We start from the raw sequence: 16,289 nt of genomic DNA, 5'->3' as shown, positions 1-16,289 counted from the left end.
CAGCTCGCAAGTGAGGCAGCAGGGTTCCCGCGGTGCATCGGAACTCGCGCTGACGATGGCGCGTTAGCCAGGACATGCGCTGTTCGTTACGGGGTCGACCCAATGAGCGTGCTTTATCGCGCAGCGAAAATCGCCGAACAGGCTCATGCCGGGCAGACGGACAAGACAGGGCGGCCTTATATCGAACATTGTCGCCGGGTCGTCGATGCCGTCGAAACGCTCGACCAGAAAGCCATCGCCTATCTTCACGACGTCATCGAAAAAGGCGACGGCTGGAACCGCGACCGGCTTGAGGCGGCCGGGTTCGGGCCGTCCATCGTGTCTGCCGTCGACGCCATGACGCGGCGGCCGAACGAGGGCGATGCCGCGTTCGTTCGCAGGGCTGCGGCCAACCCGCTGGCATTGCCGGTCAAGCGCGCCGATCTCGCCGACAATCTATGGCAGGCACGGCAGATCGGTGCCTCGACAGCGAAATACGAAGACGGCCTGCGCATTCTCAGGGAAGAGTTCGCGAGCTGACGGACAGCTGGCGGCTGTCGCCGATGTGGGTCTACTCGGTGACGTGCGGCGTGTGCCGCTTGTCTTCCGCGGGATCGGCGTCGATCCGCGCCCTGCCGGGATCGAACGCACCATGGCGGGCGATCGCCAATGCCGGGGTGTCGGGCGTCTCGTAGGCCCACATGAAGTCTTCTGCCGACGAACCGACCGCATGAACACGCCAATAGCTTGCCGTGCCCTTCAGCGGGCCGTGGCTCGTCGTGTTCGTCTTCTCCAAGAGGTCGAAATAGATGTCCTCGAAGGGTATGTAGAAAACAGGATCATGGCCGTCTTCATAGAGCACCTTTGCCCGCTCGCTCGACGCAATAATGGCATCGGAGAACCGGACGGTCACGGTTCCATCAAACGGGACAATCCTGAGCGGGCCTGGGCGGGGGGCGGAATCTGCGGCTAAGGACTGCATTCGACTTCTCCGTTGACTGCGCTGCCTTCCCGAAACGTGTTGTTGCCCGTCAGGGTTCCAGACCGCGGGCGCGCCGAGGCCGGGTGGTGGAACGGTTTTGCAAGGTCGTCGTTGTTTCAGACCTCCGCACGCGCCATACTCGCAATGGCCGCCACTCGCCGACTCAACAGCAAATGGACCACATGCTGGATCGATCGCCTACCCTCCCAAGGTCGCTTGGCGCTGCGCTGCGAAGGGAAGTGCCGCGGTTTGCGGCACCCGGCAATGAAATTTCATGCACTACGGTCGCATCCTACAATGTGCATAAATGCGTCGGCACCGACGGCAGGTTCGATCCGGAGCGGGTCGCAGCCGTGGTCAAGGAACTCGATGCCGATATCATTGCTTTGCAGGAGGCCGACGAAAGAACCGGAAGCAGGCAGGGATTGCTGGATCTCGCGGCGCTCGAGCGGGACAGCGACCTCGTCCCCACCCATGTCCCGGAAAACCGCCGCAGCCATGGCTGGCACGGAAATCTGATCCTGGCACGCCGAGGCGTGGTCGAAAGCGTGAACCAGATCCGGCTGCCCGGCCTGGAGCCGCGCGGCGCGGTCATCGCGGACCTGGAGCTGAAGGGCGTCTCGCTTAGGATCATAGCCGCGCATTTCGGCTTGCTGCGGCGCTCGCGCTCGCAGCAAGCCAACGCACTTGTCGAAGCCACGCACCCGGTTCTGCGGCCAACAATCCTGCTTGGCGACCTCAACGAATGGCGGGTCCGCAACAGGTCTTCGCTGCTGGCCCTGCTGCCGCATTTCGGTCCGATCGATGCGGTTCTGCCGAGCTTTCCGTCGCGCTTTCCGCTGTTTGCGCTCGACCGCATCCTGGCCAGGCCGCCGCACCTGATTTCCAGCATCGAGGTGCACAAGACGCCGCTGGCGCAGCGGGCTTCCGATCATCTGCCCATCAAGGCCCGGCTGAACCTGGACGCGATACGGCAGCCGCGACTGCAACCAGAATGAACCTGAAGGGTTGTTAGTCAGATTTCAGACGGTTTGCTTCGCTGATGTTTGTCGGTGCACTTTATGGATACAGCCATTTCGCGGTTTGCCCGGGACAAGATCGCTGCCGGCAATAGCGGGCTGCTGCTGATCGCCGACAATTATGACGCGTTTGCCGCACGAATCCTTGCCGCGCGCAGTGCCACCAGCAGCCTCGACCTGATGTACTATCTCTGGCACGACGACCATAGCGGCCGGCTGCTGATGCAGGAGGTCGTCAAGGCGGCGGCGCGCGGTGTCCGCGTCCGCATGCTGCTGGACGATATAAATCCGCGCAACAGCGACGCCGCTTACCTGGCGCTCAACAGCTACAAGAACATCGAGCTGAGGCTGTTCAACCCCAGCGGCATGAGGAACGGCAGCATCTTTCGCTCGCTGGAGATGGTCGCCCGGCTGTTTGCGATGACCCGCCGCATGCACAACAAGGCCTGGATCGCCGACGGGAGCCTGGCCATCGTCGGAGGAAGAAATATCGGCGATGCCTATTTCGACGCCGCGGAGACAAATTTCCGTGATCTCGACCTGTTGCTTCTCGGTCCTGCCGTTGGGCAGACGATGCAGATCTTCGAGGCGTTCTGGAATTGCGAGGCGGCAAAGCCGATCCAGCTGCTCAACCCGGCTGCGGTGGGCTCGCGCGCCGATTTCCTCGATAATCTCGATGCGTCGATGGACGGCCAGCTTTTGAACAGCCTCAGTGCCTGGCGCACGATCACGGAGTTCATTGCGGCGCATAACGAGGTCTGCTGGACGAAAGGCGTTCGCGTCATTTCCGATCCGCCGGAAAAGGTGCGCGGCAAGCGGCGCAGGAACTGGCTGACCAAGGAGCTGCTTCCCGCTATCGCGGCGACCAGACAGCGGCTCGAAATCGTCTCGCCCTATTTCATCCCCGGCCGCACCGGGTTGGCCATCCTGTCGAAGCTGGTGGACCGTGGCGCCGAGGTTGCAATCCTGACCAACTCGCTCGCCGCGACGGACGTCGCCGCAGTGCACGGCGCTTACGCCAAATACCGCCGCAAGCTGCTTAAAAAAGGTATCCAGCTTTTCGAATTGCAACCCTTCAACCGCCAGGCCAACATCTCCGTTTTCGGCTCAAAGGGAGCCAGCCTCCATACCAAGGCCTTCACGGTCGACGATACGCTCGGGTTTGTCGGTTCCTTCAATTTCGATCCGCGTTCGGTGTCGTTGAATGCGGAAATGGGCGTGCTTTTCCACGATGCCAATCTGGTGATGGAGTTGCGCCGGCTGTTCGAGCACGAAAAGTCGCCGCAGACGAGCTATCAACTGGTCCTGGACAAAGGCGCCGTGCGGTGGCTCGGCATCGCGGATGGCGAGATGCGGCAATGTTCGCGTGAACCGGAGGCCAGTCTCTATCGGCGTATCGTTGCAGCGTTGGTTGGCTGCCTGCCGATCGAATCGCAATTATAGAAGCGACGGATTTGTCGGAACGCAACTCTTTGTCGGAACGGAAATGCGGGACCACGAGTTGTAACCGTTGTCCGGAGCATGCCGATGAAGACCACGATATGCAGTTTTCTTGCCGAGCTCTTGCCGTTCTGGATGGCGCATAAACGCAAAATGCGCGCCGACCGCGCCGCTGAGCGGCCGACACGACCGGCTGCTGCCGATGACGATGGTCGGCCGACAAGCGATCCGAATCGAGCAACACCGGCGCGTCGGCGCAACACGTCTTAGGCGGGATGCTTTCAAATTAGATCCCGCTCCAACTGTCTGGTTAGACGCAATTCCGCGACGCCAAGTGATTCCATTTGGCTGCAGAAGCTCCAGTTCCTAAGCGATCACGCTATCGTCAAGTATCGCTACCCGAAATCCGGCGTTGCCAAGCATCCATTTTGCAACACGTACGTTAATGTGCACTACAGGGTTGCCGCTATAGGTGAGCGCCATGAGCGACAGTGCGATAGAATTCTTGCAGGACTGGATCCACGAAAACGTTCATGTGCCGCCGCCTCCGATCAAGCTTGAAAGGGAGGCGGAAATCCTCGCCAGGGAATGCAAGGAAGAGGCGGCCGATGCCGGCGTACCCATCGAAGACATCGAGGAAGAGGTTGGCGACCTCAAGGATCTGCTCGTCGCCAAGCTCGAAGACGCAGCCGAGGACGAGGCCAGGCAACTCAACGGCCATGGCCAAAAGATTTCTACGTCGGCGGCCGAGCAAATGCCGGCCCTGTAAGGCCGGTCCGAGCGCAGGCAAGGCATCACGAGGTGCGCCGCTTCGGCCTATTGTCCGATCAGCGTCAGCCCGAACAGGATCATCAGCCAAAACCCGGCAGCAGCGACCGCAAGACGCGGCAGGACGCCGTCGCTGGCCAGATGCATGAACAGGATGGCGATGACGGCGGTCTTGGCCGCGGCGATCACCAGATTGAGTGCCGAATTGAAGCCGCCGAGCGCGAGGAAGGACGAGCCGACGGTCAGGGCCAGCAAGGCTAAAAGCCCGATATAAGCAAGCGTGAGTTTGCGGAACTCGCTCATCTGTTGATCAGATAGAGGACGGGGAACAGGAAGACCCAGACGATATCGACGAAATGCCAATAGAGGCCGATTGCCTGCACGCGCCGGAACCGGCTGGCCTCGATCGTGCGTGGCCACAGCGCGAGGATGCCGCCGATGACGATTACGCCGCAAATCAGATGCAAGGCGTACAGTGACGTCATCGCGAAATAGAGGCCGAAGAAGAATTCGGCATGAACAGTATCCGGGCCCTTATAGATGAAAGGTGCGCCGAGCACCGGCGCCAGCCCTTCGCTGAATTCCCTGGCGTACTCCGTCGCCTTGATCGCCAGGAAGACGACGCCGAGCAGCGCCGTCGCAGCCAATGCCCAGCCAGCGGCGCGCCATCGCCGCGCGGCCGTGTACATATGGGCGAGCGCCATAGCGAAACTGCTGGTGATCAGGACGACGGTGTTGGCCGTGCCCAACGGCAGCGACAGATGCTTCGCCGCGCCGGCGAAGGCGTCGCCATAACTCAACCGGGCAAACATGAAGACGAGCAGGATGGCGCCGAACAGCATCACCTCGGAGCCGATGAACACCCACATGGCGAAGCTGTCGGCTGCCGTTTCGCGAGCCGGCCGGTCGAAGGCGATGCTTGTCGTTGGTGACTTCAAACCAGATCCTCCACCGGGTCCGACCGTTTCTCGGTCAGGCCTTTCATCGGATAGTCGTAGGCTGGTCTGGTGACGGTCGGCATGCGATCGAAATTATGCGCTGGCGGCGGCGAGCTTGTTTGCCATTCCAACCCGGTCGCTCGCCACGGATTGGCCGGCGCCTGCGCGCCTCGAAACAGCGACCATGCCAAGTAGAGGAGCGGCATCAGATAGCCAATCGCCAGCACCACGGCGCCAGCCGACGACAGGATGTGCCAGAAAGCGAATTCCGGCGGATAGGTATGGTAGCGCCGCGGCATGCCCAGAAAGCCGAGCACATATTGCGGAAAAAAGGTCAGGTTGAAGCCGATGAAGGTCACAGCCGCGGCTATACGGCCCCAAACCTCCGAATACATTCGGCCGGTGAGTTTCGGCCACCAGAAATGCAGCCCTGCCATGTAGGCGGTCACCATGCCGCCTACCATGATGTAGTGGAAATGGGCGACGACGAAATAGGTGTCGTGAACGTGGACGTCGATGGCGAGCGCGGCAAGGAAAAGGCCGGCCAGCCCGCCGAAGGTGAACAATGCCAGGAAGAACAGCGCATAAAGCATCGGCGTCTCGAAGCTGATTTCGCCCTTGCGCAGCGTCAGGCTCCAGTTGAAGACCTTTATCGCCGATGGGATCGCGACGCAGAAGGACAGGAACGAAAACACCACGCCGGCATAGGCCGACTGCCCGCTGACGAACATGTGGTGGCCCCAGACGAGAAAGCCGAAGACGGCGATCGCCATCGAAGCCAGGGCGACGGCCTTGTAGCCGAACAGCGGCCGGCGGCTAAAGCAAGGCAGCACTTCCGAGACCACTCCCATGCCTGGCAGGATCATGATGTAGACGGCGGGGTGCGAGTAGAACCAGAACAGATGCTGGAACAGCAGCGGATCGCCGCCGAGGTCGGGATTGAAGATGCCGATGCCGAAGACGCGCTCCAGCACGATGAGGATCAGCGATGCTGCAAGCACCGGCGTCGCCAGCACCATCACCAGGCTGGTGGCGTACAGCGTCCAGACGAAGATCGGCAGCCGGAACCAGGTGAGGCCAGGCGCTCGCAAGGTGTGGACGGTGACGATGAAATTGATGCCGGTCATGATCGTCGAAAAGCCGACGATGAAAACGCCGAATGCCGCGGTCGAGACAAACCCGTTGGCATAGAACGTCGACAGCGGCGTGTAGAAGGTCCAGCCGGTGTCGACGCCGCCCAAAACCACCGAGGCGAGCGCGAACAGGCTGCCGAACATGAAGACGTACCAGCTTGCCAGGTTGAGCCGGGGAAAGGCGAGGTCGCGCGCGCCGATCATCAGCGGCAGCAGGAAATTGCCGAGCGTTGCCGGGATCGACGGCACCAGGAAGAACCACACCATGATGATGCCGTGCAGCGAAAACAGCCGGTTGTAGACATCGTCGGAGACCAGGTCACCGGCCGGACTCGCAAGCTCGATGCGCATCAGCACGGCAAAGGTTCCGCCGAGGAAGAAGAAGGCCGTCAGCGAGACGAAATAGAGCCACGCCACCCGTTTGTGGTCGGTTGTCAGCAGCCAGGAGCGCGGCCCGGCACCTTCTGCGAGATAGTTTGCCGACGCCAAATCGCTGCTCATTGCGGCGCCTCGTTTTTTGCCGCCGGGAACGAGGGAGATTGGAGCGAAAGGGATTTGAGATAGGCCATCAGCATCTGCAGTTCGGCTTCGTCAACGAGACCGTCGAAGCTCGGCATCACCGGCTGGTAGCCGGCGGCGATTTCCTTGTTCGGGACAAGGATCGAATCGCGCAGATAGCGTTCGTCGGCGATGACCGTCTGCCGGTTGGCCAACGCCACCGGCTGGCCGAAAACCCCATCGAGGCCGGGCGCCCGCACCTTGCTGGAATTGCCGTGACAGCCGGAGCAGCCGAGCGCGCGGAACAGTTTCCCGCCGCTCGTGGCAAGGCTTTCGCCTTCACCTTGACTGCCGAGCCATGATGCATATTGCTCCGGCGCCAGCACCGTCACCCAGCCGCCCATCTCGGAATGCTGCGTGCCGCAATATTCGGCGCAGAACAGGTGATAACGCCCCGGCTGCGTGGCGATGAACCAGACATTGGCCGTGCGTCCGGGAACGGCATCCTGCTTGACCCGAAAGGCTGGCACGTAGAAGGAGTGGATGACGTCCTGTGATGCCAGCGACACCACCACCGCCTTGCCGACCGGCACGTGCAGCTCGTTGATCTCGCGCTGGCCGCCGGGATGGCGGAATTCCCACATCCATTGCTTGCCGAGGCCGGCGATCTCGACGGCGTCCGGTGGCGGACGGTCGCGCCGGACAAAAAGGACTGCGCCCCAGCCGAAGAAGATGAAGGCCATCACCAGGCTGGCAATGGTCCACGTCATCTCCAGCGGCAGGCTGCGGGCACGCGCCCCTGTACGGTCGGCTGCGGAGCCGATACGGTATTTGACGGCGTAGCCGACAACGAGAACGGTCAGGAACAGGCCGAGCGCGAGTGCGAAAGCCAGCAATGTGTAGAACAAGGCATCGACGCTGCCTGCGATGGACGAGGCTTCCTGCGGGAAAAACCGGATGCCGAAGCTCACGCCCGCCTCCCGCGCGCCAGCAGTATGGCCGTCGCCAACCCCACCACCATCACGATGCTGGCGAGCTTCAACGCAGCCCAGATCGCCGGCGTATATCGCCCCTTGGACGCATCGAAGCCGGCGCAGAGCAGGAAGACATGATCGGCGATCGAGCCGAGCCTGCCGGAAGATGCCTCGACAAGGGCAAGCTCAAGATCGCGCGGCGTGAAGCTCAGCGCCGGCAGCACCTGCGCTATCCGGCCTTTTGGCGTCAGCGCGATGACCGCGATCGGATGGGCGAATTGGTCGATCCTGGCGCGGGTGTCGAAACTGATGCCGGCTTCCGCGGCAAGGGCGCCGCCGGCGCCGTCGGCACTGGTCAGGAACCGCCACGCCGACAGGTTCCTCGCGTCGGCCGCCGCGGCGACCGTGGCTTGCGCATCGCCCGCATCTTCGGGCGTGTCGGCGGCATCGATCGAGACGAACAAAGCGCGATAGGTGTCGGGGTCGAGCGAGGTCTTTTTCAAATCCGAGGCGACCGCCTGTTGGGTCACACCACAAAGGTTCGGGCATTTGTCGTAGCCGAAAATCAGCAGCGCCGGCCGGCCGGCAAGCATTTGGCCGATCGTGCGCTGCTCGCCGGACGCATCGCGAAACACCCGGTCGAGGCTGAGCTGCGCGCCGATCTCGGGATCGAAGGCCGGGCGTGCGAAAGCCATGGCCGGCAGTGCCGCGAGAAGGGAAAAAGCGGTTAGCCAGGCCTTCACGGCCGGCCTCCCTGGCCTGGCGCGGTCCGGCAGCGCGCGGCCTGTGGCGCGCGTGGTATCTCGGCCTCGACCAATCGGCAGTCGGCGCCGGCGGCCGGCGCCGGCTGCCCCCAGTTCGGCAAACCATGGCTGACGATCGCCCACATGGCGTCCTCGATCGGAATGCGGGCAATGCCGGCGGTGCGGTCGACCCAGCCGACCTTGTTCAGCTCCTGCTCCTCCGCCTTGCGGAAGGCAGCGAGGTCGTCTTCTGGAAAGCGCTGCAAGGCTGGACTGGCCCGGTTGCCGACCGATGATGGCCCCGGCAGCGGCCCGAACGGCCTGGTGTCGAAGACGAGCCCGAGGACGATGACTGTTGCGGCCAGGAGCAGCAGCAGGCCGGCCGCGAAGGCAAGCAGCGCGCCCGGCCAGACGTCGCGCGTTTCGGGATGGCGGGCTGCCCTAGCCATGGACCGGCCTCCGGCACCAGAGGGCGATCCGGTCCGGCCGGCCAAGCGCGAAAAGCAGCAGCGCAAGCCAGAGGCCGCCAGCTCCTGCCAGCGCGGCAAGATCGTACCAGAATGCGATCACATTACCGTCCGCCAACGGCGGTCTGATCCGCCACAGGACATCGACGTAGTGGCCGGCCAGCACGATGCCGCAGATCGACAGCAGGCCGGCATGGCTGCGCTTCAGATCCCGGCTGAGCAGCCCGGCAAAGGGGACCGCGAATTGCAGCGCAATCAGCAGCCAGAGCAGATACTGCCAGCCATTGCTGCTGCGGATGAGGTACCAACGGATCTCGTTCGGCAGGTCGCCGCCCCAGGTCACCAGCCATTGCATGAACGACAGGTAAGTCCAGAGCAACACGAAGCCGAACAGCATGTTGGCCAAATCCTCGCCGAGCGCGACATCCTCCTCGCCGCCCGGCATGACCTCGATCGAGCGGTTCACGCACAGTACCGTCATCGCCAGGGCGTAAGCGCCAACGACTTCGGCGGACGCTTCCAGCAGCGCATAGATGGTCGAGGAGAACTCCGGCTCAAGCGAGAGCATCCAATCGATGGCAAAGATCGTGACCGCCAGCCCATGCGCAATCAATCCAGCGGCATAGGCCTTGCCGCGGCCGGCGCTGCCACGGCCGCTATCGGTCGTTGTCCAGTCAAGCACGCGCCACGCCACCACCAGCCAGATCGCGGCGCAGGCGGCAAAGCGCAGCAAAAAGAACGGAACGTTCAGATAAGAGAATTTCTGGCGCACCGTCTCGGGCAATGCAGCCGCGTCGGCACTCGCCCAGGGAAAGACCAGGTCGAGCCTGAGCAGAACCGGCAGCAGCAGAAGCAGCGCCAGCGGCAGCGTCGCGACGAGAGCGCGCAGCGGCTGGCGGATTGCCTCGCCCCAGCGGCCGCCGGTCAGCCCATGCACGATCAGGATGGTCAGCGCCCCGAGCGGCAGGCCGAGCAGGAAGAGCGCCGCAGGCAGCCAGCCGGCCAATGTGGCTCTGAAGTCGAAGGCCAATCCCGTGGCGCAAAGCACAAATCCGACGGCGGCCACGGCAAGCGCCGGCAGAATCAAACGTTCGGCGGCAAGCCGCATCATCGCCCGCATCATCGATCCGGCTCCGCATTGAGCTCGGCGCGGAGGCTTTCCGGCAGCTCGGCAATTGGTGCATCGCGCGAATATTGCAGGGCGCGGATATAGGCGACGATCGCCCAGCGGTCGGCAGGCGGGACACGCGCCGCGTAGGAATACATGGCGCCATAGCCGTTGCTGATGACGTCGTAGAAATGCCTGTCGCTCGCCTTGCGCAACGCGTCCTGGTGATAGGTCGGCGGCGCCGGAAAGCCCCGCTCGACGATCATGCCGTGGCCGTCGCCGGCGCGGCCGTGGCAAGGCGAACAGAAGATGTCGAAGCGTTGCTGGCCTCGCCGCAGCAGCGTCATCGTGACCGGATAGGGAAAAGTGTCGGGTACCGGCGAAAGATCGGCATCGCGTGCGACCGTGTCCTCGACCGGCGCCCGCGCCGACATGCCGTCGGCGAATTGGTTGCTGCTTTCGAGCGGATCGTAGCGCGGCTGGTCCTCCATGTCCTGCCGGCAGCCGGCGACCAGCAAGGCTGCCGACAGCAGGATCGTGCGCATGTTCACGCCTCCACCTCCTCGACGGTTTCGGCGCCGAGCCGTGTCAGCTGGCCCTTGGTCACGCCCTTGCCGCCGCGCGCATAGGTGAAGCTCGTGGCGTTGAAGACCGGGTGGTAATATTCGGGCAGGCGATTGGCGGCCAGCATGCCGAAGAATGCGGCCAGCGCAGCGCCAAGTATCGCGGCCTCGAAGGCGATGACGAGAAAGGCCGGCCAGGAATGCAGCGGCCGGCCGCCGACATTGAGCGGAAAATCGATCTCGACCGAATAGAGGATCAGGCCATAGACAAACACCGCGCCGGCGACCGCGCCGCCAAGGATGGCCCATGGCAGGCGCGTCTTGCGCATGCCGAGCATGTCGGCCAGCCCATGCACATGGAACGGCGAGAACGCGTCCATGCGCCGGTAGCCGCGCGCCCGCATGGTGCGGACCGCCTCGGTCAGCGCTTCGGGATCGGCGAAAGCCGCAATGACGCCGTAAAGGCTCATCTTGCGCCGCCCCTCTCCCCGGCCAGCTCCTCGACCTCGAAAATGGTGATGGCCGGCAGGACGCGGATGAACAGGAAGACCAATGCGAAGAAGGTGCCGATCGAGCCGAACAGGATGCCGAAGTCGAGCCATCTCAGTGATTGTTCGCCCCAGGACGACGGCAGGTAATCGCGGCTTGGCCCGGTGACGACGATGACGTAGCGCTCGACCCACATGCCGACATTGATGATCAGGGCAATGGCGAACAGCACCGCCATGTTGAGGCGCACCCGCCGGAACCAGAGCAATTGCAAAACAGCGCCGTTGCAGGCGAGCATGGTCCAGAACAGCGGCGCATAAGGTCCGAAGGCGCGCTGCCACATCATCGTGCGCTCATAGGTTTCGCCCGAATACCAGGCGAAGAAAGCCTCGGAGGCATAGCCGTAGATGACGATCATGCCGGCGGCGATCATCAGCTTGGCGGCATTGTCCATGTGCCGCAGCGTGATCAGATCCTGGACCGAAAACGCCCAGCGCAGCGGGATGGCGATGGTAAGCACCATGGCGAAGCCGGACAGCAGCGCGCCGGCAACGAAATAGGGAGGAAAGATAGTCGAATGGAAGCCCGGCGTGATGGCGAAGGTGAAGTCGAGCGAGACGATCGAATGCACCGAGACGACCAGCGGCGTGGCCAGTGCCGCCATCAGGAAATAGACCGTCTGGTAGCGCGCCCAATGAAAGGCCGAACCGCGCCAGCCGAGCGCCAGTATCCCGTAGAACAGCTGCGCCGGGCGCGATTTCGCCCGGTCGCGCAGGACGGCGAGATCGGGCAGCAGGCCCATATACCAGAACATCAGCGAAACGCTGGCATAGGTGGCGATCGCCGCGAAATCCCAGACCAGTGGGCTGCGCCATTGCGGCCAATGCATATGCGTGTTGGGTAGCGGCAGCAGCCAGTAGAAGAACCACGGGCGGCCGAGATGCAGGATCGGGAAAAGCCCCGCCATCGCCACGGCAAACAGCGTCATCGCCTCGGCAAAGCGGTTGATCGAGGCGCGCCATGGTTGGCGCAGAAGCAGAAGCACCGCCGAGATCAGCGTGCCGGCATGGCCGATGCCAATCCACCAGACGAAATTGCCAATCATCGTGCCCCAGACAACCGGAATGTTGACGCCATAGGCGCCAACGCCGACCGAGATCAGATAGGTAATCGAATAGAGAAAGATGAGGACGAAGACGAAGCAGGCGAAAAACGCGGTCCAGAAATAGCGCGGCAGCCTGCCGTCGAGGACGATCGCACTGATACGGCCGCTGATCTCCGGAAGGTCGTGCCGGCCGCGCAGAACGGGCAGTGCGCCCGGTTTTCCAGCAATAGCCTCAGCCATCGGCTTTCCCGCCTGGCGAGAGACGGCCGTTGATATTCCTGATCTTGCCGAGATAGGTGGTGCGGGGTCGCGTGTTGAGGTCCTCGAGCAAGGCGTAGTGTTGCGGCGCTGCTTTTTCCTGCACGACAGCGGCGCCCTTGCTGTTGAGGTCCCCGAAAACGATCGCCTGTGTCGGGCAGGCCTGCTGACAGGCGGTCACCACTTCGCCGTCGGCGATGTGGCGGTTTTCGATCTGCGCCTTGATGCGTTTTTCGGAAATGCGCTGGACGCAGTAGGTGCATTTTTCCATCACACCGCGCGAACGGACGCTGACGTCTGGATTGTGCGCGGCCTGTTCCGGTCCGGCCGCATCCTTGTCGAATTCCTGGAAGTCCAGGAAGTTGAAGCGCCGCACCTTGTAGGGGCAGTTCTGCGAGCAGTAGCGCGTGCCGATGCAGCGGTTGTAGACCTGCGCGTTCAGCCCGTCATGGGTGTGGGTGGTGGCGTTGACCGGACAGACGACCTCGCACGGCGCCTTCTCGCAATGCATGCAAGGCACCGGCTGGAAAAAGACGTCGGGATCGTCGAGCGGGCCGGAGTAGTAGCGGTCGATCCGCAGCCAATGCATCTCATGGCCGAGTGCCGACTCGTCCGGCCCGACGGTGGCGATGTTGTTTTCCGCCTGGCAGGCAGAAACGCAAGCCATGCAGCCGATGCATGCCGACTGGTCGATCGACATGCCCCAGGCTTCCTGGCTGTATTGCCAGTCGGGATAGAGCGATCCGGTTGGCGCGGGCGGGGCGCCGGCGCGCACGAAGTGTGGATTTTTGCGGAAGGCCTCGAGCGAGGCATGGCGAACGATCGCCCTGCCCTCCATCGCCTGATGGTGTTGCGTGGTCATGACCCGCGCACTGCCGTCCCGCGGCGCGACCGTGGCGCCATAGACGATCCAGGGAGCCTCGAGGCTTCGCAGCCTGTACGCGTCGTGGCCATCGGCGAGTGCTGCCACCGAACCGAGCTTCCGGCCGAAGCCCAGAGCAAGTGTCACGGTCTCGTCGGGATGGCCAGGCATGATCCAGACCGGCGCATCGATGTCCGTGCCGTTCGAGGCGATATTGACGACCCGGGCGTTTTCCACCTGAAGCCGCCCCGCCGTCGCTGGCGACATCAGCGCTGCATTGCCCCAGACGATCTTGCTCAGTGGCCGCGGCAATTCCTGCAGCCAGGACGAGTTGGCATTGCGTCCGTCGCGCAGCCAGGGATCGGCGACGAAACGGATTTCGACGCCTTTGGCCGCTTCGACGCGCGGGTTCAGGCCGCGCAAATCCGCCGGCATCGCAACATCGACTGGAGTGCTGGCACTGCCGGATACAAAGCCGTCGCGAAGCGCCTTTCGCCACGCGGGATCGTCCAGTGCTTGCGCCCAAGTCGTTTGTGCCCATGTCCGGCGGACGAGCGGCAGCACAGAAACAGCGAATTCACCGCCAAGCACGGCCAGGATTTCATGCACCGCCCGCCCCTGGTAAAGCGGCCTGATCAGCGGCTGCACGATCGACGCGGTTCCGTCATGGGCGCGCAGGTCACTCCAGCTTTCGAGATCATGCGCAGCAGGGACATGCCAGTGTGCGGCGAAGGCGGTTTCGTCGCGGTAGAGACCCCAGTGGACAAGAAGCTTCAGCTGCGAAAACACGTCGCGGACATCGAACCCCGCAGGTGCGGTGTGGAGAGGATTGGCGCCGAGTATGACAACGGTGTCGATATCTCGCGCGGCGATCGCCTGGCAAAGTGCAGCGAGGTCGCCCTCGATGGGCATCGCGTCGGGCGGCTCGATCAGTTCCACGGTGTTGCCAAGCGCACCAAGCCGCGCATTCATGGCAAGAGCCGCGGCATGGACGAACGGTGTTTGATGGACGCCCGGCACGATCAGCGCCGAGCGGCCGGCCGCCTTCAGATCGTCCGCAGTGGCAGCCAGCCAGGCCGGGTCCAGTGCCAAGGCGCTTGGCGCCGCTTCGCCGCCAAGCACCGCGCTCAGCGCCGCGGCGACGGCTTCGACCTCGCTCGGCCGCACCGGCCTGCGGTGATCGGCGGCAGCGCCGGTGATCGTCGGCGTCGATTCCACCGCATAGACCCGGCTCATCGTATCGTCCGCCCGGCGCACGCGACGCCGCGCGGCAAAGTCACGGGCGTAAGCGAGACGGCCGGGGCCCTCGCCCAGGAAATCCGCGTCGAGACTGACAATCGCGTCGGCGCGATCGAACCGGTAGACCGGTGCAAGCGCCCTGCCGAAAAGGGTCTGCGTGGCTTCGGCGCCGGACGGCGTTGCCAAGGGATCGTGCTGGAACAGCCTCAGCCTGGGGTAGCGCGCGCGCAGCGCCTCGAGCTGCGCCTTCATGGTGGGCGAGGTCGTCGCCTCGATCAGCAGCGCCGCGCCGGCACCGCCTGAGCCGGCCAGCCGCGAGGTGAGCTCGGCCATGTCGGCAAGGAAGTCGCCATAGGCCGCCGGTTCGCCGTGTTTCAGCGGCATGCGCGAGCGATCGGGGTCGAAAAGCGACAGCACCGCCGCCTGCATGATGGCGTCCGTCGCACCGCGCGAGGCCGGATGGTCGGGATTGCCTTCCACCTTGGTCGGCCGGCCCTCATGGCTTTCGACCACCGCACCGATACCGTAGCCATCGCTCGAAAGCGTGGTCGCGTAATAAAGCGGCTTGCCGGGAACGATGTTTTCCGGCTGGCGGATATAAGGCAGGATGTCTTCGGCCCGGCTGCAGGCGGCAAGCCCGGCCAGCGTCAGCGATGCACCCATCAGCTTCAGCAGCGTGCGCCGGTCGAGCCGCGGGATGCGCTCGGCGATCGAGGGAAATTCGGCATCGACGAAGCGGCGGAATTCCGGCGTATCGGCGAGCTCGTCGAGGCTTCGCCACAGCTCCGGGCCGGGCGAAAGCCGTTCGCGCAGGCCGGCCATGTCTGGAGCCGCGATCGGTTTGTCAGCGGTGGCAGACATAACAGTCGGTCATGGTCTCGGGGTGGATATCGAGAAGGCTGATGAGTGACCGGCGGATTTCGGCGATGCCGGCCGGTGGCTTCCAGTGCATCAGGAACACGTCCTCCGGCGGACGCAAATTAGGCTCGGGATCGCGATGGCATGCCAGGCACCATTCCATCGATAGTGCGTGCGCCCGCCGCATCAGCGGCATGTCGTCGACCTCGCCATGGCACGTCTCGCAGGCGACGCCTTTAGCGATATGGATCGAATGATTGAAATAGACGAAGTCGGGGACACTGTTCACCCGCTGCCACTGCAATGGCTGCCCGGAAGCAAGGCTTGCCCGTATCGGCGCCAGCATGTCCAGGTTGGTGAACAGCTGCGAATGGCAGGTCATGCACACCTCGGTCGCCGGCAGACCCGCCGATGACGAAGTCTCGGCGCCGCTATGGCAATAACGGCAATCGAGGCCGAGCTCGCCGACATGGTGCCTGTGGCTGAACGGCACTGGTTGCGCCAACGGCCGGCCAACGCCGGTGACGAAGTCCGAACGCAAGACGGCGGTACCGCCGAGAGCCGCAAAGATCGCCATGAAACACGCGCCCCACAGAGCGAAGCGTGAAATGCCGTTGGCACTCCTTGAAAAGACCTGCGGCATCCCCTCGCCGATTTCGCATCCAGCAAACCGTATTCACCCCCCAAAGTGCCTAACTAAGGCTGCGTGGGTAAGTTCCGGCTGGAGCAGCGGAGATCACAGAATGGTTACCCCGCCCTGGCCCATCAGGTCGGGGTGACCGGAAACCATCGAACCCTCCATACGTTCGGATGAGGTCACGTTCTGTTTCACCCGGATAAGCATCATGACCATCCCCCACCCCATC

At 63.5% G+C, this 16,289-nt stretch carries 17 protein-coding genes; 4 read left to right on the top strand and 13 right to left on the bottom strand.

Going from position 1 to position 16,289, the window contains the following annotated elements; translation table 11 throughout:
- Positions 1–102 precede the first annotated feature (102 nt).
- The gene (locus tag NKI58_RS27285; RefSeq protein WP_352788067.1) at positions 103–519 is read left to right on the top strand and encodes an HD domain-containing protein; all 417 of its coding nucleotides are present in this window, start codon (positions 103–105) and stop codon (positions 517–519) included.
- Positions 520–550: 31 nt separating this feature from the next.
- On the opposite strand, the gene NKI58_RS27280 is transcribed toward NKI58_RS27285, so the two are convergent.
- Positions 551–961 (bottom strand): DUF427 domain-containing protein, encoded by a 411-nt coding sequence (locus NKI58_RS27280; RefSeq protein ID WP_352473066.1) that lies wholly within the window; start codon positions 959–961, stop codon positions 551–553.
- A gap of 182 nt (positions 962–1,143) precedes the next feature.
- Between NKI58_RS27280 and NKI58_RS27275 the strand changes: the two genes are divergently transcribed.
- From NKI58_RS27275 to NKI58_RS27265, 3 genes are all read left to right on the top strand, one after another.
- Positions 1,144–1,959 (top strand): endonuclease/exonuclease/phosphatase family protein, encoded by an 816-nt coding sequence (locus NKI58_RS27275; RefSeq protein WP_502897026.1) that lies wholly within the window; start codon positions 1,144–1,146, stop codon positions 1,957–1,959.
- A 63-nt stretch (positions 1,960–2,022) separates the two neighbouring features.
- The gene (locus tag NKI58_RS27270) at positions 2,023–3,423 is read left to right on the top strand and encodes a phospholipase D family protein (RefSeq protein WP_352788061.1); all 1,401 of its coding nucleotides are present in this window, start codon (positions 2,023–2,025) and stop codon (positions 3,421–3,423) included.
- 478 nt (positions 3,424–3,901) lie between these two features.
- The gene (locus NKI58_RS27265; protein WP_352577673.1) at positions 3,902–4,189 is read left to right on the top strand and encodes a hypothetical protein; all 288 of its coding nucleotides are present in this window, start codon (positions 3,902–3,904) and stop codon (positions 4,187–4,189) included.
- 47 nt (positions 4,190–4,236) lie between these two features.
- On the opposite strand, the gene NKI58_RS27260 is transcribed toward NKI58_RS27265, so the two are convergent.
- The 12 genes from NKI58_RS27260 to NKI58_RS27205 are packed head-to-tail and all read right to left on the bottom strand — an operon-like array spanning position 4,237 to position 16,066.
- On the bottom strand, positions 4,237–4,491 hold the full coding sequence (locus NKI58_RS27260) for a cytochrome C oxidase subunit IV family protein (protein WP_023677081.1): 255 nt from the start codon (positions 4,489–4,491) through the stop codon (positions 4,237–4,239).
- A complete protein-coding gene (locus NKI58_RS27255; RefSeq protein WP_352788057.1) occupies positions 4,488–5,126 on the bottom strand; it encodes a cytochrome c oxidase subunit 3 in 639 nt (212 codons plus the stop codon). Before NKI58_RS27255 ends, NKI58_RS27260 begins: the two co-directional genes overlap by 4 nt.
- Positions 5,123–6,760: a cytochrome c oxidase subunit I gene (ctaD, locus tag NKI58_RS27250; protein WP_352788055.1), complete on the bottom strand. Its 1,638-nt coding sequence runs from the start codon at positions 6,758–6,760 to the stop codon at positions 5,123–5,125. Before ctaD ends, NKI58_RS27255 begins: the two co-directional genes overlap by 4 nt.
- A complete protein-coding gene (gene coxB / locus NKI58_RS27245) occupies positions 6,757–7,728 on the bottom strand; it encodes a cytochrome c oxidase subunit II (protein WP_352691334.1) in 972 nt (323 codons plus the stop codon). Before coxB ends, ctaD begins: the two co-directional genes overlap by 4 nt.
- Complete coding sequence (locus tag NKI58_RS27240) at positions 7,725–8,474, bottom strand: SCO family protein (RefSeq protein WP_352457816.1); 750 nt, start codon at positions 8,472–8,474, stop codon at positions 7,725–7,727. Before NKI58_RS27240 ends, coxB begins: the two co-directional genes overlap by 4 nt.
- Positions 8,471–8,923, bottom strand: coding sequence for a hypothetical protein (locus NKI58_RS27235; RefSeq protein ID WP_023677086.1), 453 nt, complete (start codon positions 8,921–8,923; stop codon positions 8,471–8,473). The genes NKI58_RS27240 and NKI58_RS27235 overlap by 4 nt, the downstream gene beginning before the upstream one ends.
- Entirely contained in the window at positions 8,916–10,064 is a 1,149-nt protein-coding gene (locus tag NKI58_RS27230) for a hypothetical protein (RefSeq protein WP_352788052.1), read from the bottom strand. The genes NKI58_RS27235 and NKI58_RS27230 overlap by 8 nt, the downstream gene beginning before the upstream one ends.
- Positions 10,061–10,594, bottom strand: a complete 534-nt coding sequence (locus NKI58_RS27225; protein ID WP_352457837.1) for a c-type cytochrome — start codon at positions 10,592–10,594, stop codon at positions 10,061–10,063. Before NKI58_RS27225 ends, NKI58_RS27230 begins: the two co-directional genes overlap by 4 nt.
- 2 nt (positions 10,595–10,596) lie before the next feature.
- A complete protein-coding gene (locus tag NKI58_RS27220) occupies positions 10,597–11,082 on the bottom strand; it encodes a DUF3341 domain-containing protein (RefSeq protein ID WP_352853967.1) in 486 nt (161 codons plus the stop codon).
- Positions 11,079–12,446, bottom strand: a complete 1,368-nt coding sequence (gene nrfD / locus NKI58_RS27215; protein ID WP_352788048.1) for an NrfD/PsrC family molybdoenzyme membrane anchor subunit — start codon at positions 12,444–12,446, stop codon at positions 11,079–11,081. Before nrfD ends, NKI58_RS27220 begins: the two co-directional genes overlap by 4 nt.
- Positions 12,439–15,426 carry a TAT-variant-translocated molybdopterin oxidoreductase gene (locus NKI58_RS27210; RefSeq protein WP_352788045.1) on the bottom strand — a complete coding sequence of 996 codons (2,988 nt, stop codon included), beginning with the start codon at positions 15,424–15,426 and terminating at the stop codon, positions 12,439–12,441. The genes nrfD and NKI58_RS27210 overlap by 8 nt, the downstream gene beginning before the upstream one ends.
- A complete protein-coding gene (locus NKI58_RS27205) occupies positions 15,410–16,066 on the bottom strand; it encodes a cytochrome c3 family protein (protein ID WP_502897027.1) in 657 nt (218 codons plus the stop codon). Before NKI58_RS27205 ends, NKI58_RS27210 begins: the two co-directional genes overlap by 17 nt.
- Positions 16,067–16,289 lie beyond the last annotated feature (223 nt).

Origin of the sequence: Mesorhizobium sp. M0522, assembly GCF_040321085.1 — a bacterium.
Taxonomy (GTDB): Bacteria; Pseudomonadota; Alphaproteobacteria; order Rhizobiales; family Rhizobiaceae; genus Mesorhizobium.
The sequence above is the reverse complement of the archived record's forward strand: the minus strand, read 5'-3'. Positions and strand labels throughout refer to the sequence as shown.